This is a genomic window from Streptomyces sp. NPDC087906 (assembly GCF_055584925.1).
Map to the genome: position 1 here is coordinate 1 of NZ_JBVJLC010000010.1, position 26,990 is coordinate 26,990.

Sequence of the window (26,990 nt, forward strand, 5' to 3'; positions counted from 1 at the left end):
CTGGCGTTGACTTTTGGCACACTGTTGAGTTCTCAAGGAACGGACGCTTCCTTCAAATCCCTCTCAGGACTCTCCGGGCGCTTCCCTCCGGTACTTCGTACTTCGTGTTCCCGACTCTATCAGACTCTTTCAGAACCTGATTCCCAGTCAGCGGGATTTGTCTTCCCGGCCCTTCGGCCGTTCCGACGAGTGAGACTTTAGCGAATCACCGGCCCCGACGCTAATCGGGGTTGCGCTCATTCGAACGCGGATTCTTCATTTCGCAATGGGCCGCGCGAAACGAGGCGACCGAGCTGGTCGCTCTGCTTCTTGTGGCCCTGCGGAATGACTGCCCGGGGCCGGCCTGAGCCGGTGCTCACGTCGGACAGCTCGGAGAACATTACGGAGGCACGTTTGGCGTGTCAACTTGGGGGTAGCGCGGTAGTCTTCAGCTCATGACAACGCGTACGTGCGCCTCTCAGTGGTGGCCCGCCTGACGGCGGCCGCTCCTCACGTATGCACTCAACGGCCGCCGCTTCGGCGGCCGTTCGCGTTCTCCTCCCAAGAGTCCGGGCGACGCCGCAGGCGGCGGCTCCGACCAGGAGGTTGAAGCGGGATGACACGGATCTTCAGCGGGCTCAAGCCGACCGGGCATCTGACCCTCGGCAACTACCTCGGCGCTCTGCGGCAGTGGGCGGACGTCGACCAGCACCGGGCCGACGCGCTGTTCTGTGTGGTGGATCTGCACGCGCTGACCATCGAGCACGATCCGGCGCGGGTGCGCAGACTCAGTCGCCAGGCCGCCACGCTGATGCTGGCCGCCGGTCTGGATCCGGCCTTGTGCACCGTGTTCGTACAGAGTCATGTGGCTGAGCACACGCGGCTGTCGTATCTGCTGGAGTGCGTGGCCACGGACGGCGAGCTGCGGCGCATGATCCAGTACAAGGAGAAGAGCGAGCGGGCCCGGACCACCGGTCAGAGCGTCCGGTTCTCCCTGCTGTCGTACCCGGCGCTGATGGCGGCGGACATCCTCGCCTACAGCGCCGACGAGGTGCCGGTGGGCGCCGATCAGACCCAGCACGTCGAGCTGACCCGGGATCTGGCCGAGCGGTTCAACCAGCGGTACGGGCCGACGTTCACGGTGCCCCGGGCCACTCCGCCGGCCGTGGCGGCGCGGGTGATGGACCTCCAGGATCCGACGTCGAAGATGGGCAAGTCGCACGAGTCCACCAGCGGGATCGTGTATCTGCTGGACGAGGCCGACGTGGTGCGCAAGAAGATCATGCGGGCCGTCACCGACAGCGGGCGCGAGGTCGCGTACGACCGCGAGGCCAGGCCGGGGCTGGCGAATCTGCTGGAGATCCTGGCCGCTTGCGAAGGGCGGAACCCGGACGAGCTGGCCGGTGTATATGAGTCGTACGGCGCACTCAAGAAGGACACCGCCGACGCCGTGGTCGAGCTGCTGCGACCGCTGCGGGAGCGGCATGCGGCGCTGGCCGCCGATCCGGACCATGTGGACGGAGTGCTGAGGGAGGGAGCTGAGCGGGCCAGGGGGATGGCCCGGCCGGTGGTCGACGCGGCCTGTCGGGCCATCGGTCTGCTGCCGGCGACGTAAGCCGTCAGGACGGTGGCGGGCGCCCCGGTCAGCCGTTGCCGGAGGCGAGTTCGCGGCTGCGGTCGCGGGCCGCTTCCAGGGCGGCGATCAGGGCGGCCCGTACGCCGTGGTTCTCCAGCTCGCGGATGGCGCTGATGGTGGTGCCTGCCGGTGAGGTGACGGCCTCGCGGAGCTTGACCGGGTGCTCGCCGCTGTCGCGCAGCATGACGGCGGCGCCGATGGCGGCCTGGACGATCAGGTCGTGGGCCTGGGCGCGGGGCAGTCCGAGCAGGATTCCGGCGTCGGTCATGGCTTCGACCAGGAAGTAGAAGTAGGCCGGGCCTGATCCGGAGAGCGCGGTCGCCGCGTCCTGCTGGGACTCGGGGACCCGGAGGGTCTTGCCGACCCCGCCGAAGATCTCCTCGGCGTGGCTGAGGTGTTCGGCGACGGCGTGGCTGCCGGCCGAGATGACGGACATGCCCTCGTCCACGACGACGGGGGTGTTGGGCATGACACGGACGACGGGGGTGCCGGTGGCCAGGCGTTCCTCGATGAAGGAGGTGGGGATGCCGGCCGCCGCGCTGATGACGAGCGTGGTCTGCGCGGCGACGTGGGGGGCGAGTTCGTCGAGGAGCTTGCCCATGTCCTGCGGCTTGACCGCGAGGATCAGGGTGTCGGCGCGCTTGGCGGCGTCGGCGTTGGTGACGGGCTCGACGCCGTAGCGGTCGCGGAGTTCCGTGGCGCGCTCGGTGCGGCGGGTGGTGACCAGCAGGTCGGCCGGCCGCCAGCCGGCCCTGATCATGCCGCTGAGCAGGGCTTCGCCGATCTTGCCTGTGCCGAGGACTGCGACTGTCTTGGTCATTCGGGGGTCACCTCGCCGGTGGTGCTGGGTCTCGCTGTCAACGACTTCATCCTTGCACCGGGACGGGCCGTCGGGCGTGCCGTGTCCGAGGGGCGGTACGCGAGGTGCGGGGCGTTCGCCTGCGGTCTAGGCGGTGCGGCGGCGGAGGGTGGCCGCACCGAGGGTGAGGACGAGCAGGGCGCAGCCCGCGACGATGAGGAGGTCGCGGACGAAGTCGCCGGTGATGTCGGTGTGGCGCAGGACCTCGTTCATGCCGTCGACCGCGTACGACATGGGGAGCACGTCGGAGATCGCCTCCAGGACGGGCTGCATGGTGGGGCGTGCGGTGAACAGTCCGCAGAGCAGGAGCTGGGGGAAGATCACGGCCGGCATGAACTGGACCGCCTGGAACTCGGACGCGGCGAAGGCCGAGACGAAGAGTCCGAGCGCGGTGCCGAGCAGCGCGTCGAGCAGGGCGACGAGCAGGAGCAGCCAGGGTGAGCCGGTCACGTCGAGGCCGAGCACCCACAGGGCGAGGCCGGTGGCGAGTGCGGACTGGACGACGGCGAGCAGCCCGAAGGCCAGGGCGTAGCCGCCGATGAGGTCGCCTTTGCCGAGGGGCATGGCGAGGAGGCGTTCGAGGGTGCCGGAGGTGCGTTCGCGGAGGGTGGCGATCGAGGTCACCAGGAACATGGTGATGAGGGGGAAGATGCCGAGCAGTGAGGCGCCGATGGAGTCGAAGGTGCGCGGGCTGCTGTCGAAGACGTAGCGGAGCAGGAACAGCATCACGCACGGGACGAGGATCAGCAGCGCGATGGACCGGGGGTCGTGGCGGAGCTGGCGCAGTACGCGGGCCGCGGTGGCGAGGGTGCGGGTGGCGGTCATCGGGCGCTCTCCTGAAGGGCGTTGGCCTCGTCGACCAGGTGGAGGAAGGAGTCTTCGACGGTGTCGGAGCCGGTGCGGGCGCGCAGGGCGTCGGGGGTGTCGTCGGCGAGGATCTCGCCGTCGCGCATGAGGAGCAGCCGGTGGCAGCGTTCGGCTTCGTCCATGACGTGGGACGAGATGAGGATCGTGGCGGAGCGTTCCCGCGCGATGCGGTGGAACAGGTCCCAGAGGTCGCGGCGGAGTACGGGGTCGAGGCCGACGGTGGGTTCGTCCAGGACGAGCAGTTCGGGCTTCCCGAGCAGTGCGACGGCGAGGGAGACGCGGCTGCGCTGACCGCCGGAGAGCCGGCCGGCCAGGGACTGGGCGTGGGAGGAGAGGTCGACGTCGGAGATGGTGCGGGTGACGCTCTCGTGGCGCGCTTCGCGCCGGGTCCGGCCGGGGTCGAGTACGGCGGCGAAGTAGTCGAGGTTCTGCCGGACGGTCAGGTCGTCGTAGACGGAGGGGGCTTGGGTGACGTAGCCGATCCGCGCCCGCAGCGCGGCGTCGCCGGCCGCCAGGCCGAGGACTTCGAGGGTGCCGGTGGCCTTGGCCTGGGTGCCGACGACGGAGCGCATCAGGGTCGACTTGCCGCAGCCGGACGGGCCGAGGAGTCCGGTGATCTGGCCGGGGGGTACGGCGAAGTCGAGGCCGCGCAGGACGGTGCGGTCGCCGCGTACGACGGTGAGGCCGCGGGCGCGGATGGCAGCCTCCGAGGAATTCATCATGTGATGAATAATGCGCGTGAGGGTGAACGCCGTCAAGAGTGGGCGGGGTTACTCGGCGGCGGGCGCGGGGTCGCGCCGCAGGACCGCCAGGTCCACGGCGTACGCCTCCTCGACCGTTCCTCCGGGGAAGAGGCCGAGCAGTTCGGCGCGCTCGGCCGCGAGGAAGGCGGCGGTGGCCTCGGCGCCGAGCACCCGGAAGATGGAGTGGCTGCCGAGGTTGGTGAGGTGGGTGTCGAGGGACACCGTGCGGGTCCAGTGCACCCGGCGGCGGGTGAAGCCCGCGCCGTCGGGCCGGTCCGGCGTGGCGGCTCGGGCGCCGTGCCCGCCGTGCGCGCCGTCCCCCGCCACGCTGCGGAGCCGGGCGTCCTGCGCGGCGATCCACGGCACATCGGGGTCGGCGACGTTCCACCACAGGACGAGCGCCCCGCCGGGCCGCAGCACGCGCAGTGCCTCGGGGAGCGAGCGCGCGGGGTCGGTCCAGTGCCAGGACTGGGCGTACGTGATCAGATCGGCCGTGCCGTCGGCGAGCGGCAGGGCGTCGCCGATGCCCCGTACGAGCGGTACGTCGGGGAGGTCGTGGTGCAACTCGGCCGCCATGCCGGGTCCTGGCTCGACGGCGGTGACGTGCGCGCCGCGTTCGCGCAGCAGCCGGGTGGCGATACCGGTGCCGGCACCGACATCGACGACGTGGGCGCCGGCGAGGGGCCGGCCGGCCAGGGTCTCGACGGTGTCGAAGAGGACGGGCGGGTAGCCGGGGCGGGCGGCGGCGTACTGGGCGGCGACGGAGTCGAAGGAGAGCGCGCGATCGGTCATACGGCCCATCCTGACGAAGGGACCGCCCGCTGTCAGGGGCGCCTGGCCCGCTTGCGCTTGGCGCCGCCGCCGCCCGCGCCGCCGCCCGCGCCGCCGCCGCGCCGGGCGGCCGGGTTGCCTGAGCGGGTGGTGCGCCGGCGCTCGTACTCGACGAGGGCCTGCTCGTACTCCTTGCGGCGCAGGGTCTCCCCGGGGGCCTCGTAGAGGGAGCGGAGGAAGTACGCGATCAGCGACCCGATGAAGCCGATGGCCTTGAAGCTGCGCAGCGATTCCTCACGGGCGGGGTCGGCGGGGCGCCGACTGAAGCCCTCCCAGGTCTTGCGGAAGGCGACGGCGCTGCACACCGCGAAGACCACGACGACCAGCAGCCCGACGAAGGAGCCGACCTTCGCCAGCTCGATCCCGTCGTAGGCGAACCGCATGACGAGACAGGCGGCGAAGGCGGTGACCAGCGACCCGACGGCGACGCCGAAGCGCCGCGCGGCGTAGCCGCGGTCGCGCCGGACCCAGGTGGTCCCGAAGAACCGCAGCCCCTCGGGCACCGGGCCGCCCGAACCGCCCGCCCCCGCGGCTGCGGAGGCGGCGGCCCGGGTGGTTTCGGGATGCCCGTCCGGTACGTCTTGCTGCTCGGGGTGCTCGGTGTGCTCGCTCACGGGGTCGATTATCCCCGGTGGGCGGAGGGGGGTGGTCAGGCGCAGCGGACGGTGAAATAACCGTCACTGCCTGTCTTCACAAAGGCGTCCGAGATGAACTGCCCGTTGGCGATGTTGTCCCAGATGTTCGACGTTCCGTAGGGCCCTGTTTCCGTGGTCCCCGGTGTCTGGCAGTTGATCGGGACCCGCGTTCCTGCGGGCAGAATGCGCACGACTCCGAAGTTGGTGCCCGGACCGCTGCGGACGTTTACGCGGTAGCCCGGCGCGAGCGGATAGTGCGTGGATGCGAGCCCTTGCGCGGCCGGCGTCCCGACTTCCTCTGCCGTGTTCTCGACTTCTTCAACAGCCATGAGGTCCCCCCTCGTTGATGGCGTACTCCTTGCGCCGCGCACGCTAGCAACCCATGGCTGGATCGCACGCATCATCGACTAAGGTCGGTGCGTCGCGCTTGTGCACGAACACACGGGGGTGGGCAATGCCACCACTGCGCAACACTGGATCTGCCCCGGAAGCGGAACTTCCGGAGTACGCCGGCCGGTACGAGCTGGAGTCCTGTCTGGGTTCGGGCGGGATGGGTGTGGTCCATCTGGCCACCTCCGCATCGGGGATGCGTCTCGCCGTCAAGGTCATTCATGCCGACCATGCGCAGGACTCCGAGTTCAGGGCCCGTTTCCGGCAGGAGGTCGCTGCGGCTCGGCTGGTGAGCGGTGCCTTCACCGCGCCCGTGGTCGACGCGGATCCGGAGGCGCGGCGGCCGTGGATGGCCACCCTCTTCATCGACGGCCCCACCTTGTCCGAACAGGTGAAGCGGAACGGTCCGCTCAAGGCTGACGAACTCGTTCTGCTCGGCGCGGGACTCGCCGAGGGGCTGCGCGACATCCATCGCGCCGGTGTGGTGCACCGCGATCTCAAGCCGAGCAATGTCCTATTGGCGGCGGACGGCCCGAAGGTGATCGACTTCGGTATCTCGCGGCCGACGGACAGTGATCTGCGGACCGAGACCGGCAAATTGATCGGTACACCGCCGTTCATGGCACCCGAGCAATTCCAGCGGCCACGCGATGTCGGTCCTGCGGCCGATGTCTTCGCGATGGGTGCGGTGCTGGTCCACGCGGCGACCGGGCGCGGTCCCTTCGATTCGGACAGCCCGTATGTGGTCGCCTACCAAGTCGTGCACAACGAACCGAACGTGACCGGCGTCCCGGAGAATCTTCTTCCGCTGATCAAGAGGTGCCTGGCAAAGCAGCCGGAAGACCGGCCGACACCGGACGAATTGATGGCCATGCTCCATCCGTCGGCACGCGGCGCGACACCGTTCGTACCGGCGCGGCGGGGCGCGGACCGTACCGGGAGCGCGGCTGCGGCGACGCATCCACGCGCCGCCGCCCGCCCGCGCGGCCCGCTGGCCCGCCCGCGGGTGCGCTGGGCGGCGGCGGGCGTCGCCCTCGTCGCAGTGGCGGCCGGGTGCCTCTTCGGCGTACAGATGGCTTCGGGAACCAAGACATCCGGCAGCACGCACGCCGGCTCCCCGGTGGAGAAGAAGTTCCGTCCCTGGCAGACGATGCTCCGCAGCTCGACGACGGCAAACAGGGCCCCCCTGTGCTCGGCCGAGGGCCCGAGCCTCTACTGCACGGCTCCTGGTATCGCGGCAGCGCGCCTCGATCAGGTGGACGGCCACGTCGACTGGTCGGTGAAGGACACCGATGTCACGGGCGTCGCCGCCGGGGACACCGCCCCGGTCCTCACCGGCGGCCTGCTGTACGTCGTCGCGCCGGGCACCCAGCGTCTGGAGGCGATCGACCCCGCTTCGGGAGCCAAGCGCTGGGAAGCGGACATCTCCCAGTACCCCACGGTCCGTTACGCGGAAGACTCGGTCGTCCTGATGACCGGCGACGGCCGACAGGTGCGGGCGCTGGACAGCGCCACCGGGAGGGAGCGCTGGAATCTGCGGTTGGCGCAGCCGGGTTCCCTCTGGGCGAGCGGTACCGGCGGCCGGCTGTTCATCGCGACGGAGTCACCGGACCGAGCTTTCACCGACGCGAAGGCGATCGACCCCGTGACGGGGACCCAGCTCTGGAAGAAGCGGCTGACGGGTTCCCTGACCGCCACCGGCGCTTCGGACGACGCCTTGTTCCTGCTGTCCCGGGACATCGACGACGCGGCGAACGCCGTCATCCGGCTGGATGCCAAGACCCGCGCCGTCAAGCGCACCCACCTCCCCGCCCCCGTCGAGCAGGCCCAAGCCACCGTCGCCGACGACATCGTCTACGTCGTCGGCTACACCGGCTCGCTCCTCGCCGTCGACACCCGCGAAGGTGTGCAGCGCTGGCGGCTGGAGACCTCCGTCACGCGCGCCTCGCGGCCCGCCGTCGACGGGAAGCGGGTGTATGTCAGCGCAGGGGACGGGCGGTTGCTCGCCGTGGACGGGGTGACCGGGGCGCTGCTCGGGCAGACCAAGCCCCGGATGGACGCCGCGGCGCGGACGCTCGTGCCCACGCTGCCGCCGCCCGTCGTCGCGCCCGGCAAGGTCGTCGCCACCGCGCCCGACGGGTCGGTGTTCGCCGTCGACAGCCGCGATCCGGCCCGCTGGTGACCCGGCGGACCGGATGAGCGGCGACGGCGAAGCCGTCAGCCCAGGCGCGTGATGTCCCGCACCGCTCCCTTGTCCGCGCTCGTCGCCATCGCCGCGTACGCGCGCAGCGCCACCGAGACCTTGCGCTCCCGGTTGGCCGGGGCGTAGACGCCGTTCAGGGCCGCGCGGCGGGTGGCCAACTCCTCGTCGCTCACCAGCAGTTCGATGGAGCGGTTCGGGATGTCGATCCGGATCCGGTCGCCGTCGTTGACCAGCGCGATCGTGCCGCCCGACGCCGCCTCCGGCGAGGCGTGGCCGATGGACAGGCCCGAAGTGCCGCCCGAGAAGCGGCCGTCGGTGACCAGGGCGCAGGTCTTGCCCAGGCCGCGGCCCTTCAAGTACGAGGTGGGGTACAGCATTTCCTGCATACCGGGGCCGCCGCGCGGGCCCTCGTAGCGGATGACGACCACGTCGCCGTCGGTGATCTCCTTGCGGAGGATCTTGTCGACGGCCTCCTCCTGCGACTCGCAGACGACCGCCGGGCCCTCGAACGTCCAGATGGACTCGTCCACGCCCGCCGTCTTCACCACGCAGCCGTCCTCGGCGAGATTGCCGCGCAGGACCGCCAGGCCGCCGTCCACGCTGTACGCGTGGGCGACGTCGCGGATGCAGCCGCCCGCCGCGTCCGTGTCCAGCGTCTCCCACCGCTCGGACTGCGAGAAGGCGGTGGCGGAGCGGACGCAGCCGGGGGCCGCGTGCCACAGCTCGACGGCCTCCTGCGACGGGGAGCCGCCGCGCACGTCCCAGGTCTCCAGCCAGTCCTTGATGCCGGTCGAGTGGACGGTGTGCACGTCCTCGTTGAGCAGCCCGCCCCGGTACAGCTCGCCGAGGATCGCGGGGATGCCGCCTGCGCGGTGCACGTCCTCCATGTAGTACGTGCCGCCGGGCGCGACGTTCGGCGCGACCTTGGCCAGGCAGGGGACGCGGCGCGAGACGGCGTTGATCTCTTCGAGGGTGTACTCGAGCTCGGCTTCCTGCGCCGCCGCCAGCAGGTGCAGGATCGTGTTGGTCGAGCCGCCCATGGCGATGTCCAGGGCCATGGCGTTGTCGAAGGCGGCGCGGGTGGCGATGGCGCGCGGCAGGACCGTCGCGTCGTCCTGCTCGTAGTGGCGCTTGGTGATCTCCACGACCGTCCGGCCGGCGTTCTCGTACAGCGCCTTGCGTGCCGTGTGGGTGGCGAGGACCGAGCCGTTGCCGGGCAGGGCCAGCCCGATGGCCTCGGCCAGGCAGTTCATCGAGTTGGCGGTGAACATGCCCGAACAGGAGCCGCAGGTGGGGCAGGCGTTCTCCTCGATACGGAGCATGTCGGCGTCCGAGATGGCCTCGTTGACCGCGTCCGACATGGCGTTGACCAGGTCCAGCTTGCGGACCGTGCCGTCGACCAGGGTGGCCTTGCCTGCCTCCATCGGGCCGCCGGAGACGAAGACCGTGGGGATGTTGAGCCGCAGCGCGGCCATCAGCATGCCCGGCGTGATCTTGTCGCAGTTGGAGATGCAGATCAGCGCGTCGGCGCAGTGCGCCTCGACCATGTACTCGACGGAGTCGGCGATCAGGTCGCGGGACGGCAGCGAGTACAGCATCCCGCCGTGGCCCATCGCGATGCCGTCGTCGACAGCGATCGTGTTGAACTCGCGCGGCACCGCGCCAGCCGCCTTGATCGCCTCGGAGACGATCCGGCCGACCGGTGCGAGGTGGGTGTGGCCCGGCACGAACTCGGTGAAGGAGTTGGCGACGGCGACGATCGGCTTGCCGATGTCCTCGCTCGCTACGCCCGACGCACGCATAAGGGCACGCGCGCCCGCCATATTGCGGCCGTGGGTGACAGTGCGGGACCTCAGCTCGGGCATCGTCGCTCGCTCCTTCATGGGATCGGTCGACTGCTGCGTCGGCAGATCCTCCAGCAGAAATGATTGCCTTCGAGCGTACGCCCCGAATCCAAGATCTGGACAGCTTGTCCGGAATGCGGGACGCGTGTTCAGCTTTCGGTCAAGTACCGCTGCAGCGTGGGGGCCACCATCGCGATGATCTCCTCCGGATCGACCGACGCCAGCGGCTCTGCCTTGATCACGTAGCGCAGCAGCGAGATCCCGATCAGGTGCGAGGCCGCCAGCTCGGCGCGGAACGTCGGGTCGGGTACGTCCAGCTCGCCCGCGATCCGGCCGAGGAGCTGGCGCAGCACGAACGCGCGCAGGACGTTCGCCGCCGCCTCGTGCGTGAGGGCCGAGCGGACGATCGCGAGCAGCGGGGCCCGGGTGGCCGGGTTCTCCCAGACGCCGATGAAGTAGCGGGCCAGCCGCTCCCCGAGGTGGTCGGTGTCGCCCGCCAGCAGGGACGGCACCTGGAGGGCCGGTTCGAAGGAGACCTCGATGGCGGCGGCGAAGACCTCGTCCTTCGTACCGAAGTAGTGGTGGACGAGCGCGGCGTCCACACCGGCCGCCTTGGCGATGCCCCGTACGGACGTCTTGTCGTACCCGCGTTCGGCGAACTCTGTACGCGCCGCCGTCAGGATCCGCTCCCGGGCGCCGGGTCCTTCGTCCCGCTCGGTACGGGCGGGACGGCCGCGGCCGCGCCTGCCGGGGGCCGGATGCGGGTCGGTCATGAGCGGCGGGACCTGGACGGCCGCCCCTTGGGCAGCCGGGCCTTCGGCGACCGGCCCTCGGACGACCGGGGCTCGGACGACCGCGGCTTCGACGGCGAAGGCGACGGGGCTTGGGGCTTCGAAGGCGCCGGGGCCTGGGATGCCGCAGGCGCCGGGCTCACGGGCGTGGCAGGCAGCCGCGAGGGCGAAGGTGACGCCAGGTGGAGCCGGGTGAACGCCAGCGCCTCCGCCAGGTCCGCCTCCCGCTCCGCCGCCGACATCGCCCGCCGGGTGTTGACCTCGATCACCACATGGCCTTCGAACCCGCCGACCGCCAGCCGGTCCAGCAGCTCGGCGCACGGCTGCGTGCCGCGCCCCGGCACCAGGTGCTCGTCCTTCGCCGAGCCGTTCCCGTCCGCGAGATGGACGTGCCCCAGCCGGTCGCCCATGCGGTCGATCATCGCCATGGCGTCGGTGCGGGCGGTCGCCGTGTGCGAGAGGTCCACGGTGAAGTGCCGGTAGTCGTCCTTCGTGACGTCCCAGTCCGGCGCGTAGGCCAGCATCTCGCGGTCGCGGTAGCGCCACGGGTACATGTTCTCGACCGCGAACCGCACGTCGGTCTCGTCGGCCATCCGCCAGATACCGTCCACGAAGTCGCGCGCGTACTGCCGCTGCCAGCGGAACGGCGGGTGCACGACCACCGTGGAGGCCCCGAGCCGCTCGGCCGCCGCGCGGGCGCGCAGCAGCTTCGTCCAGGGGTCGGTCGACCAGACCCGCTGCGTGATCAGCAGACACGGCGCGTGGATGGCGAGTATCGGCACGCCGTGGTGGTCGGAGAGTCTGCGCAGCGCCTCGATGTCCTGGCTGACGGGGTCCGTCCAGACCATGACCTCGACGCCGTCGTAACCGAGGCGTGCGGCGATCTCGAAGGCCGTCGCCGTGGACTCCGGGTAAACAGAGGCCGTCGACAGGGCGACCTTCGCATCGGGGACGCGCACCACTGGATCTGCCACGAAGACAGCGTACGGGCCCGCCTGAGGTGGTCGGGAGCCCGCGTCAGGTGGCCGGGAGGTGGTCGAGACGGCGGAGGATGACGCCTTCGCGCAGCGCCCAGGGGCAGATCTCCAGGGTGCCGACCCGGAACAGATCCATCGCAGCCTCGGCGACCAGCGCTCCGGCCAGGAGCTGAGGCGCCCGTCCTGACGAGACGCCCGGCAGCTCCGCGCGCTGCTCCGCCGTCATGCCGGTGAGCTTCGGCACCCACTCCTCCAGTGACGAACGACTCAATTCGCGCTGGACGTAGAGCCCCTCCGCCGAGCGGGCCGCGCCGGCGATCCTGGCGAGCTGCCGGAAGGTCTTGGACGTCGCCACGACATGGTCGGGCTGGCCGAACCGGGCGAACTCCCCGACGATGCGGGCGATCTCGGCCCGCACATGGCGGCGCAGCGCCCGTACGTCCGTCGGGTCCGGTGGATCGGCCGGCAGCCAGCCCGCCGTCAGCCGGCCAGCGCCCAGCGGCAGCGAGACTGCGGTGTCCGGCGCCTCGTCGAGGCCGTAGCCGATCTCCAGCGAGCCGCCGCCGATGTCGAGCACCAGCAGCTTGCCCGCGGACCAGCCGAACCAGCGGCGGGCGGCGAGGAAGGTGAGCCGGGCCTCCTCCTCGCCGGTGAGCACCTGGAGGTCGACACCGGTCTCGTCCCTGACCCGGGTGAGGACGACCTCGACGTTGCTGGCGTCCCGTACGGCCGAGGTCGCGAAGGCCAGCACGTCCTCGCAGCCCTGGTCCTCGGCGGCCTGGGCGGCCTCGGCGATGGTGGCGACCAGCCGGTCGAGCCCCTCCGTCCCGATCGCACCGTCCTCGTCGAGGAGTTCGGCGAGCCTCAGCTCCGCCTTGTGTGAATGGGCGGGCAGCGGGCGCGCGCCGCGGTGGGCGTCCACCGCTAGCAGATGAACGGTGTTCGAACCGACATCGAGGACTCCGAGTCTCATGGGCGGAACGCTATCGCCGTCACGCGCATACGCTGGGGCTTGTGCCAAAGACGAAAAAGGCGAAGCAGGGCAAAGCCAGTGCCCCGGACAAGCAGGATCCGCGCCGGAATGACGAGAAGGGCTTGGACTTCGCCCGTGCCTGGGTGGAATTCCCGGACCCGGCGGACGACGAGCAGATCTTCCGCTGCGACCTGACCTGGCTCACCTCGCGGTGGACATGCATCTTCGGCAGCGGCTGCCAGGGCATCGAGGCGGGCCGCGCCGATGACGGCTGCTGCACGCTGGGGGCGCATTTCTCGGACGAGGACGACGAGAAGCGGGTCGCCGGGCATGTGGCGCGGCTCACGCCCGAGCTGTGGCAGTTCCACGGCGAGGGGACGTCGACGGGCTGGACCCAGACCGACGACGACGGTGAGCGCCAGACGCGCCGCTGGCAGGGCTCCTGCATCTTCCAGAACCGCCCCGGCTTCGCGGGCGGCGCGGGCTGTTCGCTGCACATCCTCGCGCTGCGCGAGGGCCGCGAGCCGCTGGAGACGAAGCCGGACGTGTGCTGGCAGTTGCCGGTGCGCCGCACGTACGACTGGATCGACCGGCCCGACGACACGCGTGTGCTGCGGGTGTCGATCGGCGAGTACGACCGGCGCGGCTGGGGTCCGGGCGGCCATGACCTGCACTGGTGGTGCACGTCGGCGACGTCGGCGCACGGCGCGGGTGAGCCGGTGTACAAGACGTACCGCCCCGAGCTGACCGAGCTGATGGGCAAGGAGGGGTACGACGTGCTGGCGGAGCTGTGCGAGCGGCGCGTGGCGAGCGAGCTGCCGCTGGTGGCGCCGCACCCGGCGGACCCGGTCAGCTCGTAACCACGCTCAGCCGGTCTTGGCCGGCTGCTGCCCGGAGCCTCCCGTCGGGTCCGCCGGGGGCGGGCCCGGCGGCTCGGGGGTGGTGGAGGCCGGCGGGGTCGGCTCCGCCGGGGTGGTCGGGCCTGAGGAGCCGGGGTCCGTGGGCGCCGACGAACCGGGGTCCGGGCTGCCCGGCTGGGTGGGCCTGCCGGGTCCTGGATGACCGGGGTTGCCGCCGTGGTGCCCGCCACCGCCCTGACCGCCACCTTGATGTCCGCCGTGGCCGCCGTGGCCACCGTGCCCACCTTGCCCGCCCTGGCCGCCTCCGCCGTGGTGGCCGGGCTTTCCCGGACGGCCCGGCTTCCCCGGGGTGCCCGGCTGGTCCGACGACGGCGGCAGGGCGCCGTATCCGTCGATCCGTACGACCGAGCCGGTGGGGTACAGCGCGATCCGCGCCGTCCACGCTCCGGCCGGCTCGCGCGCGGGGTCCACGACGGCCTGGAACGTGACCGATTCGCCGGGGGCGAGGATGCCGGAGTTGCGGCTCAGCCGCAGCCAGTTCACCCCGGTCGTCGCCGCCCAGGTGACCGGCGCGCTGCCCGCCGGACCCGTCGCCCTCAGCGTGATCGTCGTCACGTCGCCGCTGGACGAGGCGGAGACCGCGAGGCCGCCGGCGCCCGCGCCCGGCCTGCCGGTCTCGGTGGGCGGCACGGCCGTACCGTCGCTGATGACCTCCACGGACACGTCAGGGGCGCGGCTGCCCGCGGTGAAGCGGGACCCGGGGCTGGCGTTGCCCGCGTTCTCGAACCGGTCGTACGGCTGCCCTTCGCCCCGTCCTGGACCGTCCTGGTCGCCCGCGCTGACCGAGGCGCCGTTGTGCCCCTCCCCCGTCTGCGGCGCGCTGCGGTACGCCGCCCACAGGGCGAGTACGGGCGCTGCGACGACGGTCGCCACGACCGTCGTCGTCACGGCGCGGGCCCGCAGCCGGTCGCGGCGCGCGGCGCGGTCCTTGGGGTCCATCGGGAAACCGTTTCGCCCGAAGCGCGGTGCGCTGCCGCGGGCCCGTGGCGCGTGGATCATCGCGGTGTACGCGGCGGCGCGCGGCGCCTCGACGAACGGCAGCACGGCGGGCGCCCTCGGGGTCGTGGCGCGGGACGCGCCCTGCGCGGCGGCGGTGCCCGCGCCCGGCCAGGGCCCCGACGCCTCGACCTGCTCGGCGGCGCGCCGGCAGCGCGGGCAGTCGTCCACGTGCCGCACCAGCTCGCGGCGGAGCGCGGCCGACAGGAGCACCTGGCTGTCGCCGGTGAGCCGGGCCACGGAGGGGCAGTTGCCGCTCTCGACGACGGCGAGCGCCGCGCGGGTGCGCTCCACCTCGCAGGCCGCCGACGCCAACAGCTCGCGGGCCGCGAGCAGTTCCATCGACAGCACGGCGGCGACGTCGCGCGGGCCGAGCTGGTGGCGTACGGCCAGCTCCAGGATCTCGCGCTGCTCGGGTGTGGTGCCCGCTGCCTCCGGCCAGGCCAGCATGGCCAGTTCGCGGCGGCGGCGCTCGGCGGTCTCGGGCGCGACGGCGGAGTCGGCCGCCGAGGGCGTCGCCTCCGCAGCCGGCGCCTGGCCCTTCACATGCGCGCCTTGACGGCTGTTGCGCTGTTCGGTGAGCTTGCGAAGGCACGCCCAACGGGCGAGCGCATAGAGCCAGGCCTTGCGCTCCCCCTCGCCCGAAGGACAGCGGCCGAACTGCCTCTCGGCGAGCGCCAGGACGTCACCGAGCACCTCGATCGCCGCGTCGTGGTCGCAGAGTACGGAGAGGCAGTAGGTGAACAGCCCGTCCAGATAAGGCTCGTAGCGCTCGGGCGGGCGCTGCGCCGCCGAACGGGGCGCACGACGGGGCGCACGGTGTACGCCGGTGGTGTGCATGGAGGTCTCGGGACTGCTGCTCGTCACCTGCCGACGGTAGACAGAGAAATACGCGCCCTCCGCCCCCCTTGAGCACATTTAATCCGTATGAGTGAAGCTGTCGGCGAGGGTGCGGAAGAGCCCCGTGACCGCTGTGGTCGGCGTTGTCGGTGGGGGCCTATACGGTGACGCCATGGCCACCCGTACGAAGACCGCCAAGGACCGGCCGTCCTACCGCTGCACGGAATGCGGCTGGACGACCGTCAAATGGCTCGGCCGCTGCCCCGAGTGCCAGGCCTGGGGGACGGTCGAGGAGTACGGCGCGCCCGCGGTGCGGACCACGGCAGCGGGCCGGGTCTCCACGGCCGCGCTGCCCATCGGCCAGGTCGACGGCCGTACGGCGACGGCGCGCTCGACGGGCGTGCCCGAGCTGGACCGGGTGCTCGGCGGCGGGCTCGTGCCCGGCGCCGTCGTGCTGCTCGCGGGCGAGCCGGGCGTGGGCAAGTCGACGCTCCTGCTGGACGTCGCGGCGAAGGCCGCCGACGAGGGGCACAAGACGCTGTATGTGACCGGCGAGGAGTCGGCCAGCCAGGTGCGGCTGCGCGCCGACCGGATCAAGGCCATCGACGACCATCTGTATCTCGCGGCCGAGACGGACCTGTCGTCCGTGCTCGGTCATCTCGACGCCGTCAAACCCGCCCTGCTGGTGCTGGACTCCGTACAGACCGTCGCCTCGCCGGAGATCGACGGCGCGCCCGGCGGGATGGCGCAGGTCCGCGAGGTCGCGGGGGCACTGATCCGCGCGTCGAAGGAGCGCGGCATGTCCACGATCCTGGTGGGCCATGTCACCAAGGACGGCGCGATCGCCGGGCCCCGGCTGCTGGAGCACCTGGTGGACGTGGTGCTGTCGTTCGAGGGCGACCGGCACGCCCGGCTGCGGCTGGTGCGCGGCATCAAGAACCGGTACGGGGCGACCGACGAGGTCGGCTGCTTCGAGCTGCACGACGAGGGGATCACCGGACTCGCCGACCCGTCGGGCCTGTTCCTCACCCGGCGTGACGAGCCCGTGCCCGGCACCTGTCTGACCGTCACGCTCGAAGGCCGCAGGCCGCTGGTGGCCGAGGTGCAGGCGCTGACCGTGGACTCGCAGATCCCGTCACCCCGGCGCACGACCTCGGGTCTTGAGACCTCCCGGGTGTCGATGATGCTGGCCGTGCTGGAGCAGCGCGGCCGGATCAGCGCGCTGGGCAAACGGGACATCTACTGCGCCACGGTCGGCGGGGTGAAGCTGTCCGAGCCGGCCGCCGATCTGGCGGTGGCGCTCGCGCTGGCCTCGGCCGCGGGCGACACCCCGCTGCCGAAGAACCTCGTCGCGATCGGCGAGGTGGGGCTCGCGGGTGAGGTCAGACGGGTCACCGGCGTGCAGCGCAGGCTCTCCGAAGCGCACCGGCTGGGCTTCACGCACGCCCTCGTACCGCGCGATCCGGGCAAGATCCCGGCCGGTATGAAGGTCATAGAAGTCGCCGACATAGGTGAAGCGCTGCGGGCCCTGCCGCGCCGGGGTCGCGCCGAGGCACCACGGGAGGACAACGCGCGCCGGTAGACTTTGCCCTGGTCTCGCCCATCCGTACGAGCCGGAGGAATGCTGTGGCAGCCAACGACCGGGCATCAGCACCCGGAAAGTCCGGCGCGGGCTCCGGCAACGAAGCTCTGATGCGCGCCTCGCTGAGCGCCGTCGCGCCTGGAATGGCGCTGCGCGACGGCCTGGAGCGGATCCTGCGCGGCAACACCGGCGGTCTGATCGTCCTCGGTATGGACAAGACCGTCGAGTCGATGTGCACGGGCGGCTTCGTGCTGGATGTGGAGTTCACCGCGACGCGCCTGCGCGAGCTGTGCAAGCTCGACGGCGCGCTCATCCTCGACAAGGACATCACGAAGATCCTGCGGGCCGGTGTGCAACTGGTCCCCGAGTCCTCGATCCCCACCGAGGAGACCGGCACCCGGCACCGCACGGCCGACCGGGTCTCCAAGCAGTGCGGGTTCCCCGTCGTCTCGGTCTCGCAGTCGATGCGGCTGATCGCGCTGTACGTGAACGGCGAGCGCCGGGTCCTGGAGGAGTCGGCGGCGATCCTCTCCCGCGCGAACCAGGCGCTGGCGACGCTGGAGCGCTACAAGCTGCGGCTCGACGAGGTCGCGGGCACGCTCTCCGCGCTGGAGATCGAGGATCTGGTGACGGTCCGCGACGTCACGGCTGTCGCGCAGCGCCTGGAGATGGTGCGCAGGATCGCCACGGAGATCGCCGAGTACGTGGTGGAGCTGGGCACGGACGGCCGGCTGCTCTCGCTGCAACTGGACGAGCTGATCGCGGGCGTGGAGCCCGAGCGCGAGCTGGTCGTACGGGACTACGTCCCGGAGCCGACCGCGAAGCGCTCGCGCACGGTGGACGAGGCCTTGGCCGACCTGGGCTCGCCCAGCCATGCGGAGCTGCTCGAACTGGCCGTCGTGGCACGCGCGTTGGGCTACAGCGGCTCACCGGAGACGCTGGACTCGGCGGTGTCGCCGCGTGGTTACCGGCTGCTGGCGAAGGTGCCGCGGCTGCCCGGCGCGATCATCGAGCGGCTCGTGGAGCACTTCGGCGGTCTGCAGAAGCTGCTCGCGGCGAGCGTGGACGATCTGCAGACGGTCGACGGAGTCGGCGAGGCCCGCGCCCGCAGCGTCCGCGAGGGCCTGTCCCGGCTGGCGGAGTCGTCCATCCTGGAGCGCTACGTCTAGCGGACGGGACCGGCCGGACCCGACCTAGTCCTTGTCGAGCCGGATGGACTTCTGGCCGAGCTGTACCGAGGCGCCCGCGGACTCGATCTCCACCAGGTAGGTGCCGGGGCCCACGGACTTCGCCTTGGCCGCCGGGGTCGGGCAGTTCGGGGCGCTCTGCTTGCGGTCCCACTGCACGACGCGGGTGATCGTCCCGCCGGCCGGGACCTCGAAGTACGCCCGCCCGGTCTTCGGGCAGTCCTTGGAGGACCAGACGTCGTCGTCGTCCGCGTTGGTGACGGTCAGGACGACGGCCTTCGGCCCGAAGTCCGCCTTGCAGGCGGTGTTCGACGTGTTCGTGGCGACGAGCCGGAACGACGGCTTCTCGCCCGGCGCGTAGGCGACCTTCGTACTGTCGAGCCGCAGCGTGAGGGAGTTGCGCGCGCAGGTGGGGAGCGTCGAGCTGACCGGCACCTGGCGGCCGGTGCTGCCGCCCGTACCGCCCGCGCCACCGCCCGTACCCGTACCGCCGGTGATCCCGCCGACGCCGCCCGACCCGGTGGCACCGGGGGGCTGGGTCGCACCGGGGCCTGTGCCGCCGCCCGACGCACCGGCCGTGTCGCCGTTCTTGTCGCCGTCACCGCCGCCGCCGGTGTCACCGCTGCCGGTGCCGCCCGACTCGTCGCGCCCGCCCGGCTGTTCGCTGATGGCGGGGCCCGAGCCCGAGGGGCCAGGGGTGATCGAGGTCGCGGGGGCAGCGCCGCCGTTGTTGTCGTCGGGCTTCTTCTTCCCGCCGCCGCCCTGCGTGACGATCCACACGATCAGGAGCGCGAGCAGCGCAACCAGCGTCGCCGCTACTGCCCTCCGTCGCCAGTAGATGGAGGAGGGAAGCGGCCCGACCGGATTGCGCATAGATCCCACGGCGCAAACTGTACGAGAGATCAGGGCCAACTCCTGCCCCACATGCCGCTGGCTCGGCAAGTTTTACGGATCATCATCCCGGGGTAGCGGCGGGCGCATCCGCTTTCGTCCAGTACGTTCCCGTCCCGCCCCCGGCGCGCCCCCGGTCGCGTTCCACCAGCGCGGTGCGCGGGGCTGATCGCCCAGGGCCGCCGGAGCATGCCAGGATCGGTGCTGCCATGACTGCTACTCCTGAGACGACCGCCGCATCCGCGACCCCGGGCGACCCGGCCGCCCTGCACACTCCCGTCATCGCGTGGTTCGAGACGCACGCGCGCGACCTGCCCTGGCGCCGCCCCGAGGCGGGTGCCTGGGGTGTGATGGTCAGTGAGTTCATGCTCCAGCAGACCCCGGTGAGCCGGGTGCTGCCCGTGTACGAGCAGTGGCTCGCCCGCTGGCCGCGCCCCGCCGACCTGGCGGCCGAGCCCCCCGGCGAGGCGGTGCGCGCCTGGGGCAGACTCGGCTACCCGCGCAGGGCCCTGCGGCTGCACGGGGCGGCGCAGGCGATAACGGAACGGTACGGCGGTGACGTACCGCGCGAGCACGGGCAACTGCTCGCGCTGCCCGGCATCGGCGAGTACACGGCGGCGGCCGTCGCCTCGTTCGCGTACGGGCAGCGCCATGCCGTGCTCGACACGAATGTGCGCCGGGTCTTCGCCCGCGCCGTCACGGGGACGCAGTACCCGCCGAACGCGACGACGGCCGCCGAGCGCAAACTCGCCCGCGCGCTGCTGCCGCAGGACAGCGGCACGGCGGCGCGCTGGGCCGCCGCCTCCATGGAGCTGGGCGCCCTGCTCTGCACGGCGAAGAACGAGTCCTGCGAGCGCTGCCCGATCCGGTCCTCCTGCGCCTGGCGGCTGGCGGGCAAGCCGGCGCACGAGGGCGCCGCGCGGCGCGGCCAGACGTACGCGGGCACCGACCGGCAGGTGCGCGGCAAGCTGCTCGCCGTGCTGCGCGAGGCCGTGACGCCGGTGGAGCAGCGCGTGCTCGACGCGGTGTGGGACGAACCGGTGCAGCGCGCGCGTGCGCTGGACGGCCTTGTCGCCGACGGACTGGTCGAACCGCTGGAGCACGGCAGGTACCAACTGCCGCAGGGACAGCAGAGGTAGCGGCGAGAGCACCGCGTGGACCCGTGCCCGGCCGCCGCAGGTCGGGCATTTGTCCGGTCGTTACACAACCGATGGACAGCCGTGCGCCCGCCTATGGCTGACCCGCACAGCCCCGTGACAACAGCTCCGTAATTTCTGCTGTGGCAGAGAACGGCGGGGAAGGTCCAGGGGTCGGAGGCGGTTGGCATGGCGCACGGTGAGGTAATCGGTTTCGAGGAGTACGTACGGACGCGGCAGGACGCCCTGCTGCGCAGCGCCCGGCGGCTCGTGCCCGATCCCGTCGACGCGCAGGACCTGCTGCAGACCGCGCTGGCGCGTACGTACCGCCGCTGGGACGGCATCGCCGACAAGTCGCTGGCCGACGCCTATCTGCGCCGCGTCATGATCAACACCCGTACCGAGTGGTGGCGGGCGCGCAAGCTCGACGAGATCCCCACCGAGCAGTTGCCCGACGCGAGCGTCGAGGACGGCACGGAGCAGCACGCCGACCGGGCCCTGCTGATGGACATCCTGTCCGTGCTGGCACCCAAGCAGCGCAGTGTGGTCGTCCTGCGACACTGGGAGCAGATGAGCACGGAGGAGACCGCCGCCGCGCTCGGCATGTCGGCGGGTACGGTCAAGAGCACGCTGCACCGGGCGCTGGCCCGGCTCCGCGAGGAGCTGGAGAGCCGGCGGTGCGAAGAGGATCGTGAGGGACGGGGGCAGGAGAGGTGCGCGGCCTGAGAAGCGGATCGTTGGCGGCGAGCGGTACGGCACTGGCCGGGCTCGCCGCTTTCGGCCTGCTCACGACCGGTTGCTCGACGGGCGGTACGGGCACGCGGGACGAGGGTCCCGCCGCTCCGGCGCCCCTGGAGCGCGGTGTGCCCACGCCGTCGGTCCCCGCCTCGCCGCCGCCCAAGTCCGTGGACGCCGTGGCGCTGCTGCGCAAGGACCCGGCGGTCAGCAAGCGCGTCAAGGACGGTCTGCGGCCGTGCGACAAGGACGCGTACCCGGTGGACACCTCGTACGGCGATCTCACCGGCAGCACCGCCCACTACGTGGTGGTCAACGTGATGACGTGCGGCGACGCGATGGGCGTGGGGACGTACGTGTACCGGGAGGACCCGGTGGACACCCTGACCGGCGGGTACCGGAACGTGTTCGCCGCCGAGGAGCCCGCCGTCTACGCGACCATCGACCGGGGCGAGCTGGTCGTCACGCAGCCCGTGTACGCGAAGGGCGACCCGGTGTCGTACCCGTCGAGCGAGGACGTGGTGACGTACGCCTGGACGAACTCCAAGTTCACCGAGCGCTACCGGGTGCGCAACAGCTACAGCAGGGCGGTCGGCGGCGGCGGGCTGGACGAGACGGTCCCCGAGTCGGAGTCCGGGCAGACCGTACCGAGCGAGAACTGAGAGCTGAGAGCCACGGCAATGGCCGAGACCCATGTCCTGTTCGTCGAGGACGACGACGTCATCCGCGAAGCCACCCAGCTCGCGCTGGAGCGCGACGGCTTCGTGGTCACCGCGGTCCAGGACGGCCTCTCCGGTCTGGACGCGTTCCGCAGCGACCGGCCGGACATCGCCCTGCTCGACGTGATGGTGCCGGGGCTCGACGGGGTCAGCCTGTGCCGGCGGATCCGCGACGAGTCGACGGTGCCCGTGATCATGCTGTCGGCGCGCGCCGACTCGATCGACGTGGTGCTCGGCCTGGAGGCCGGGGCCGACGACTATGTGACGAAGCCGTTCGACGGCGCGGTCCTGGTCGCCCGGATCCGCGCCGTGCTGCGCCGGTTCGGCCATGCCGGCGGGCCGGCGCCCGGCCAGGGCCGGCAGCCGGAGCCGGGCGCCAGGGGCGGGGTGCTGACGTTCGGGAACGTGGAGATCGACACGGAGGGCATGGAGGTCCGCAGGGCCGGCCGGCCGGTGTCGCTGACACCGACCGAGATGCGGCTGCTGCTGGAGTTCTCGGCCGCGCCCGGCACGGTCTTCTCGCGTGACAGACTGCTCGAACGTGTGTGGGACTACGGCTGGGGCGGTGACACGCGCGTCGTGGACGTCCACGTACAGCGGCTGCGCACGAAGATCGGCCAGGACCGGATCGAGACCGTCCGCGGCTTCGGCTACAAGCTCAAGGCATGAAGCGGCTCCTCATATGAAGCGACTCGCCCTGCGCACCGGGGTCCGGTGGAAGATCAGCATCGCCATCGCCGTCGTCGGCGCGCTCGTCGCCGCGGCGCTGAGCCTGGTGGTGCACAACGCGGCCCGGGTCTCGATGCTCGACAACGCGCGCGAGGTGCAGTTGGAGCGGCTGCTGTTCGCGCAGCGGATGTACGACACCACCAAGGACGCCAAGTTCAACACGAAGATCAACGACCCGGCGCTGCCCGGGGACCTCAGGGACAAGACGCGGCACGGCCGCCGCGCCACCTACGTCCAGGACACCGGCGGCGGCCCCGACGTCTGGGCGGCCGTACCGCTCGGCAACGGCACGGTGCTCTCGCTGCACAGCCGGTTCGCCGGACGGTCCACGGCGATCATGACGGATCTGGACCGGGCGCTGCTGATCGGCTCGGTCTCGGTGGTCTTCGGCGGCTGCGCGCTGGGTGTGCTGATCGGCGGCCAGCTCTCGCGGCGGCTGCGCAAGGCGGCGGCAGCGGCGGGCCGGGTCGCGCAGGGCAACACGGACGTACGGGTCGGGGACGCGGTCGGCGGGATCGTGCGCGACGAGACCGACGATCTGGCCGGCGCGATCGACGCGCTGACCGACGCGCTGAACGAACGGATCGAGGCGGAGCGCCGGGTCACCGCCGACATCGCGCACGAGCTGCGCACCCCGGTGACGGGACTGCTCACGGCGGCCGAACTGCTGCCGCCCGGCCGCCCGACCGAGCTGGTACGGGACCGGGCGCAGGCGATGCGGACCCTCGTCGAGGACGTCCTGGAGGTGGCCCGGCTCGACAGCGCTTCGGAGCGGGCCGAAATGCAGGAGATCGCCCTCGGCGAGTTCGTGGCGCGCCGGGTGGCCGCGGTGGACCCCGCGGTGAAGTTCCGGCTGGTGCACGACTCGTTCGTCAACACGGACCCGCGGCGGCTGGAGCGCATCCTGGGCAATCTGCTGGCCAACGCCGCGAAGCACGGCGGTACGCCGGTCGAAGTGACCGTCGAGGGACGGGTCGTCCGGATAAGGGACCACGGCCCGGGTTTCCCGGACGCGCTGCTGCGCGAGGGCCCCAGCAGGTTCCGTACGGGCGCGACCGACCGCGCGGGCCACGGCCACGGCCTGGGGCTGACCATCGCGGCGGGCCAGGCGCGGGTCCTCGGCGCGCGGCTGACGTTCCGCAACGCCGGACCCGAGAGTGTGGACGGCGAACCGGGTGAGCCGGGCGGCGCGGTGGCCGTGCTCTGGCTGCCGGAGCACGCCCCGACGAACACCGGCAGCTTCCCGATGATCGCGTTCCCCGACCAGCCGTAGCGCGCCGGCCCGGCCCCCGGCCCCGGCCCCGTACGGAAGCGGGCAACGGCCCCCGGCGCTCTGCGCCGGGGGCCGTCAGTGAGTGGGGAGGGGTGTCAGGCGGACTGGGAGACCTTGCCGTCGGCCGTGGCCGCGGCCGCTGCCGCGGGGGCCGCGCCGTCGGTCGCGGCGGGCTTGGGGGCGGCGCCCCTGAGCGGGGTCTCCTTGACGAACCAGGCGGCGGCGAAGGCGATCACGGCGATGGCGGCGCCCAGCGTGAACGAGGCGTGCGTACCGACCGCCACCGCGTGCTGGTAGGCCTCGCGCATCGCGTCCGGCAGCTTCGCCAGGCTCGCCGCGTCGAGCTGCGCCGACTGGAGCGCGGGTGCGCCCTGTCCTGCGGCGTGGGCGCTGGCGGCCATCTCGTTCTGCACGCGGCTGGTGAACAGCGCGCCCATGATCGCGACACCGAAGGAGCTGCCGAGCGTACGGAAGAGGGTGGTGGACGAGGAGGCGACGCCCATGTCCTTCGGCTCGACGCTGTTCTGCGCGACGAGCATGGTGATCTGCATCAGGAAGCCCATGCCCGCGCCGAGCACCGCCATGTAGATGCCGGAGGTCAGCCGGCTGGTGCCGGTGTCCATCGTGGAGAGCAGGTAGAGGCCGACGACCATCAGCGCCCCGCCGAGGATCGGGAAGATCTTGTACTTGCCCGTGTTGGTGGTGACCCGGCCGGCGACCAGCGAGATGACCATCATGGCCAGCAGCATCGGCAGGAGCAGCAGACCGGAGTTGGTGGCCGAAGCGCCCTGCACCGCCTGCTGGTAGAGCGGCAGGAAGAGCGTCGCGCCGAACATCACGAAGCCGGTCACGAACCCGATCAGCGACATGACGGTGAAGTTGCGGCTGCGGAAGATGTGCAGCGGCATGATCGGCTCGGGCGCCCTGGTCTGGACGACGACGAAGCCGATGAGGGCGACGACACCGAGCGCGATCAGCTCCATGATGATCGCGGACGACCAGTCGTACTGCGTGCCGCCCCAGGTGGTGACGAGCACGATGGCGGTGATGCCCACGGTCAGCAGTCCGGCGCCGAGGTAGTCGACCTTGACCTTGGAGCGGTCCTTCTTCTCCAGGTGCAGCACGGTCGTGATCATGATCAGCGCCACGGCGCCGAGCGGAATGTTGATGTAGAAGCTCCAGCGCCAGCCGAGGTGGTCGGTGATGGTGCCGCCGACCAGCGGGCCGCCGATCATGGCGAGGGCCATCACGCCGGCCATCATGCCCTGGTACTTGCCGCGCTCGCGGGGCGGGATGAGGTCCCCGATGATCGCCATGACGCCGACCATCAGACCGCCCGCGCCGAGGCCCTGGATGGCCCGGAACCCGATCAGCTCGTTCATGTTCTGCGCCATGCCGCTCAGCACGGAGCCGATCAGGAAGATTACGATCGAGGTGAGGAAGACCCCCTTGCGCCCGTACAGGTCGCCGAGCTTGCCCCAGATCGGTGTCGATGCCGCCGTCGCCAGCGTGTACGCCGTTACCACCCAGGACAGATGTTCCAGTCCGCCCAGCTCGCCGACGATGGTCGGCATCGCGGTGCCGACGATCATGTTGTCCAGCATCGCCAGCAGCATGGCGATCATCAGCGCCAGCAGTACGACCCGTACGCTGCGCGGCTGAGGTTCGGCCTTGGCCGGCTTGTCTTTCGACAGCTTCCCCGGAGAAGAAGTCATGGTCCCCACTCGTTTCCTGACACTTACTTGCCGCCCGGCAAGTTGGTTACACTGGGAAGGTAGCCTCGTACTAGCCGGGCGTCAAGTAAGTAATTCTCAGGAGAGTCGTATGGGCAGCACGCAGCACCCACGTAGGGGGGACACCCGCCGGCGGATCCAGGACGTGGCCCTGGAACTGTTCGTGGAGCAGGGGTACGAGAAGACCTCGCTGCGGGAGATCGCCGAACGGCTCGACGTCACGAAGGCGGCGCTGTACTACCACTTCAAGACCAAGGAAGACATCCTGGTCAGCCTGTTCCAGGACCTGGCGCGGCCGCTCGACGAACTGATCGACTGGGCGAAGGAGCAGCCCCAGACACTGGAGGCCAAGCAGGAGATCCTGCGCCGCTACAGCGAGGCGCTGCAAGGCGCGACACCGCTGTTCCGGTTCATGCAGGAGAACCAGGCCGAGGTGCGCGACCTCAGCATCGGCGAGACCTTCAAGGGCCGCATGATGGGCCTCGCCAGTTTGCTGCTGGTCCCGGAACCCTCACTGATCGACCGGGTCCGCTGCTCGTCGGCGCTCTTCACGATGCACGCGGGCATGTTCGCCCTGCGGGACGTCGAAGGCGACCCCGAGGAGAAGCGGAAAGCCATCCTCGAAGTCGCCGTCGAACTGATCAGCCAGGCCTACCAGCGGGCCGGCTCGGAGCAGAGCGTCACACCTTGACGCCGACCGAGTGCAGGAACGCGACCGGGTTGATCGCCGAGCCGTAGTTCGGGGTCGTCCGGATCTCGAAGTGCACGTGCGGGCCCGTCGTGTTGCCGGTGTTGCCGGACAGGGCGATCTGCTCGCCCGTCTTGACCTGCTCGCCTATGTGCACCTGCACCTTCGACAGGTGCGCGTACTGCGAGTACTTGCCGTTGGCGTGCTTGATCACGACGGCGTTGCCGTAGGCGGGACCGTCACCCGCGCCGTAGCCGCCCGCCTTCACGACGGTGCCGGTGTGCACGGCGTGCACCGGGGTGCCGATCGGCACCGCGTAGTCCTGGCCCGAGTGCTTGTGCGCCCAGCGGCTGCCCGAGTCGTCGAACTTCGCGGTGAGCTGGTACTTGGATACGGGGTCGATCCAGGAAGCGGCCTTCTTCGCCGCCGCCTTCTTCACCGCCGCGGCCTTCGCGGCCTTGGTCTGCTTGGCGTGGACGGCGGCCGTGGCCTGCGCGTCCGCCTGCTTGTGTACGGCGGTGACGGCCGAGACGTCGGAAGCGGCCGAAACGTTGGACACCTTCCCGAGCGTGGCGGCGTCGGCGCCGGCATCGCTGCCGGTCGCTGCGAACGCGGCCCCGGCCCCGGACGCCATCGCCACACCCAGTCCTGCGGCCAGCACAACGGCGCGGGTACGCATGACGGACGAGCGGGAAGAACGGGACTGTGTGCGCTGCGACATACGGAATGAACCTCCGGGCAAGAATGGACCCGGCACGGGAAGCCGGGCTGACCACACCTTGATAACCCGAACACCCATCTCCCCCCAAAACGCCCATCTACGACATGGGGTC

25 protein-coding genes are annotated in these 26,990 nt (G+C 71.3%); 11 read left to right on the top strand and 14 right to left on the bottom strand.

Annotation, left to right across the window (positions count from 1 at the left end):
* The first annotated feature begins 595 nt into the window (after positions 1 to 595).
* On the top strand, positions 596 to 1,594 hold the full coding sequence (trpS, locus tag ACZ63I_RS25790) for a tryptophan--tRNA ligase (protein WP_469341382.1): 999 nt from the start codon (positions 596 to 598) through the stop codon (positions 1,592 to 1,594).
* 28 nt (positions 1,595 to 1,622) lie between these two features.
* Here trpS and proC read toward each other — a convergent pair whose 3' ends face one another.
* From proC to ACZ63I_RS25820, 6 genes are all read right to left on the bottom strand, one after another.
* Positions 1,623 to 2,435 carry a pyrroline-5-carboxylate reductase gene (gene proC / locus ACZ63I_RS25795; protein WP_469341383.1) on the bottom strand — a complete coding sequence of 271 codons (813 nt, stop codon included), beginning with the start codon at positions 2,433 to 2,435 and terminating at the stop codon, positions 1,623 to 1,625.
* A 126-nt stretch (positions 2,436 to 2,561) separates the two neighbouring features.
* The gene (locus tag ACZ63I_RS25800; RefSeq protein WP_469341384.1) at positions 2,562 to 3,299 is read right to left on the bottom strand and encodes an ABC transporter permease; all 738 of its coding nucleotides are present in this window, start codon (positions 3,297 to 3,299) and stop codon (positions 2,562 to 2,564) included.
* The gene (locus ACZ63I_RS25805; protein WP_469341385.1) at positions 3,296 to 4,063 is read right to left on the bottom strand and encodes an ABC transporter ATP-binding protein; all 768 of its coding nucleotides are present in this window, start codon (positions 4,061 to 4,063) and stop codon (positions 3,296 to 3,298) included. Before ACZ63I_RS25805 ends, ACZ63I_RS25800 begins: the two co-directional genes overlap by 4 nt.
* 48 nt (positions 4,064 to 4,111) lie before the next feature.
* Positions 4,112 to 4,885: a class I SAM-dependent methyltransferase gene (locus tag ACZ63I_RS25810; protein WP_469341386.1), complete on the bottom strand. Its 774-nt coding sequence runs from the start codon at positions 4,883 to 4,885 to the stop codon at positions 4,112 to 4,114.
* 23 nt (positions 4,886 to 4,908) lie between these two features.
* Positions 4,909 to 5,418 carry a hypothetical protein gene (locus tag ACZ63I_RS25815; RefSeq protein WP_469341650.1) on the bottom strand — a complete coding sequence of 170 codons (510 nt, stop codon included), beginning with the start codon at positions 5,416 to 5,418 and terminating at the stop codon, positions 4,909 to 4,911.
* 146 nt (positions 5,419 to 5,564) lie between these two features.
* On the bottom strand, positions 5,565 to 5,879 hold the full coding sequence (locus tag ACZ63I_RS25820) for a hypothetical protein (RefSeq protein WP_469341387.1): 315 nt from the start codon (positions 5,877 to 5,879) through the stop codon (positions 5,565 to 5,567).
* A gap of 125 nt (positions 5,880 to 6,004) precedes the next feature.
* Between ACZ63I_RS25820 and ACZ63I_RS25825 the strand changes: the two genes are divergently transcribed.
* Positions 6,005 to 8,122: a protein kinase domain-containing protein gene (locus tag ACZ63I_RS25825; protein ID WP_469341388.1), complete on the top strand. Its 2,118-nt coding sequence runs from the start codon at positions 6,005 to 6,007 to the stop codon at positions 8,120 to 8,122.
* A gap of 35 nt (positions 8,123 to 8,157) precedes the next feature.
* Here the strand turns inward: ACZ63I_RS25825 and ilvD are convergent, their stop codons facing one another.
* The 4 genes from ilvD to ACZ63I_RS25845 form a co-directional block, all read right to left on the bottom strand.
* Positions 8,158 to 10,008: a dihydroxy-acid dehydratase gene (gene ilvD / locus ACZ63I_RS25830; RefSeq protein ID WP_469341389.1), complete on the bottom strand. Its 1,851-nt coding sequence runs from the start codon at positions 10,006 to 10,008 to the stop codon at positions 8,158 to 8,160.
* A gap of 128 nt (positions 10,009 to 10,136) precedes the next feature.
* Positions 10,137 to 10,760 carry a TetR/AcrR family transcriptional regulator gene (locus ACZ63I_RS25835; RefSeq protein WP_469341390.1) on the bottom strand — a complete coding sequence of 208 codons (624 nt, stop codon included), beginning with the start codon at positions 10,758 to 10,760 and terminating at the stop codon, positions 10,137 to 10,139.
* Positions 10,757 to 11,752, bottom strand: a complete 996-nt coding sequence (locus tag ACZ63I_RS25840; protein ID WP_469341391.1) for a sugar phosphate isomerase/epimerase family protein — start codon at positions 11,750 to 11,752, stop codon at positions 10,757 to 10,759. Before ACZ63I_RS25840 ends, ACZ63I_RS25835 begins: the two co-directional genes overlap by 4 nt.
* A gap of 43 nt (positions 11,753 to 11,795) precedes the next feature.
* Positions 11,796 to 12,728 (bottom strand): Ppx/GppA family phosphatase, encoded by a 933-nt coding sequence (locus ACZ63I_RS25845; protein WP_469341392.1) that lies wholly within the window; start codon positions 12,726 to 12,728, stop codon positions 11,796 to 11,798.
* Between the two features lie 41 nt (positions 12,729 to 12,769).
* Between ACZ63I_RS25845 and ACZ63I_RS25850 the strand changes: the two genes are divergently transcribed.
* Positions 12,770 to 13,588, top strand: coding sequence for a DUF3109 family protein (locus ACZ63I_RS25850; protein ID WP_469341393.1), 819 nt, complete (start codon positions 12,770 to 12,772; stop codon positions 13,586 to 13,588).
* 6 nt (positions 13,589 to 13,594) lie between these two features.
* Here ACZ63I_RS25850 and ACZ63I_RS25855 read toward each other — a convergent pair whose 3' ends face one another.
* Entirely contained in the window at positions 13,595 to 15,511 is a 1,917-nt protein-coding gene (locus tag ACZ63I_RS25855) for a hypothetical protein (RefSeq protein WP_469341394.1), read from the bottom strand.
* A gap of 145 nt (positions 15,512 to 15,656) precedes the next feature.
* Here ACZ63I_RS25855 and radA point away from each other — a divergent pair, with 145 nt between their 5' ends.
* Together radA and disA are read left to right on the top strand one after the other, a co-directional pair.
* On the top strand, positions 15,657 to 17,066 hold the full coding sequence (radA, locus tag ACZ63I_RS25860; protein ID WP_041986239.1) for a DNA repair protein RadA: 1,410 nt from the start codon (positions 15,657 to 15,659) through the stop codon (positions 17,064 to 17,066).
* Between the two features lie 44 nt (positions 17,067 to 17,110).
* On the top strand, positions 17,111 to 18,235 hold the full coding sequence (gene disA, locus ACZ63I_RS25865) for a DNA integrity scanning diadenylate cyclase DisA (protein WP_041986243.1): 1,125 nt from the start codon (positions 17,111 to 17,113) through the stop codon (positions 18,233 to 18,235).
* A 24-nt stretch (positions 18,236 to 18,259) separates the two neighbouring features.
* Here disA and ACZ63I_RS25870 read toward each other — a convergent pair whose 3' ends face one another.
* Entirely contained in the window at positions 18,260 to 19,126 is an 867-nt protein-coding gene (locus ACZ63I_RS25870) for a hypothetical protein (RefSeq protein ID WP_469341651.1), read from the bottom strand.
* A gap of 227 nt (positions 19,127 to 19,353) precedes the next feature.
* Here ACZ63I_RS25870 and ACZ63I_RS25875 point away from each other — a divergent pair, with 227 nt between their 5' ends.
* From ACZ63I_RS25875 to cseC, 5 genes are all read left to right on the top strand, one after another.
* On the top strand, positions 19,354 to 20,283 hold the full coding sequence (locus tag ACZ63I_RS25875) for an HhH-GPD family protein (protein WP_469341395.1): 930 nt from the start codon (positions 19,354 to 19,356) through the stop codon (positions 20,281 to 20,283).
* A gap of 186 nt (positions 20,284 to 20,469) precedes the next feature.
* A complete protein-coding gene (locus tag ACZ63I_RS25880; RefSeq protein WP_469341396.1) occupies positions 20,470 to 21,006 on the top strand; it encodes a SigE family RNA polymerase sigma factor in 537 nt (178 codons plus the stop codon).
* Positions 20,994 to 21,677 (top strand): hypothetical protein, encoded by a 684-nt coding sequence (locus ACZ63I_RS25885; RefSeq protein ID WP_469341397.1) that lies wholly within the window; start codon positions 20,994 to 20,996, stop codon positions 21,675 to 21,677. The genes ACZ63I_RS25880 and ACZ63I_RS25885 overlap by 13 nt, the downstream gene beginning before the upstream one ends.
* Positions 21,678 to 21,695: 18 nt before the next feature.
* Positions 21,696 to 22,403 carry a two-component system response regulator CseB gene (gene cseB, locus ACZ63I_RS25890; RefSeq protein WP_469341398.1) on the top strand — a complete coding sequence of 236 codons (708 nt, stop codon included), beginning with the start codon at positions 21,696 to 21,698 and terminating at the stop codon, positions 22,401 to 22,403.
* A gap of 13 nt (positions 22,404 to 22,416) precedes the next feature.
* Entirely contained in the window at positions 22,417 to 23,736 is a 1,320-nt protein-coding gene (gene cseC / locus ACZ63I_RS25895) for a two-component system sensor histidine kinase CseC (protein ID WP_469341399.1), read from the top strand.
* Between the two features lie 95 nt (positions 23,737 to 23,831).
* On the opposite strand, the gene ACZ63I_RS25900 is transcribed toward cseC, so the two are convergent.
* Entirely contained in the window at positions 23,832 to 25,451 is a 1,620-nt protein-coding gene (locus ACZ63I_RS25900) for an MDR family MFS transporter (protein WP_469341400.1), read from the bottom strand.
* A 109-nt stretch (positions 25,452 to 25,560) separates the two neighbouring features.
* Between ACZ63I_RS25900 and ACZ63I_RS25905 the strand changes: the two genes are divergently transcribed.
* Complete coding sequence (locus tag ACZ63I_RS25905; protein WP_469341401.1) at positions 25,561 to 26,160, top strand: TetR/AcrR family transcriptional regulator; 600 nt, start codon at positions 25,561 to 25,563, stop codon at positions 26,158 to 26,160.
* Here ACZ63I_RS25905 and ACZ63I_RS25910 read toward each other — a convergent pair.
* Positions 26,150 to 26,878 (bottom strand): M23 family metallopeptidase, encoded by a 729-nt coding sequence (locus tag ACZ63I_RS25910; RefSeq protein WP_469341402.1) that lies wholly within the window; start codon positions 26,876 to 26,878, stop codon positions 26,150 to 26,152. The two genes, ACZ63I_RS25905 and ACZ63I_RS25910, sit on opposite strands and share 11 nt — an antisense overlap.
* Between the last annotated feature and the right edge of the window lie 112 nt (positions 26,879 to 26,990).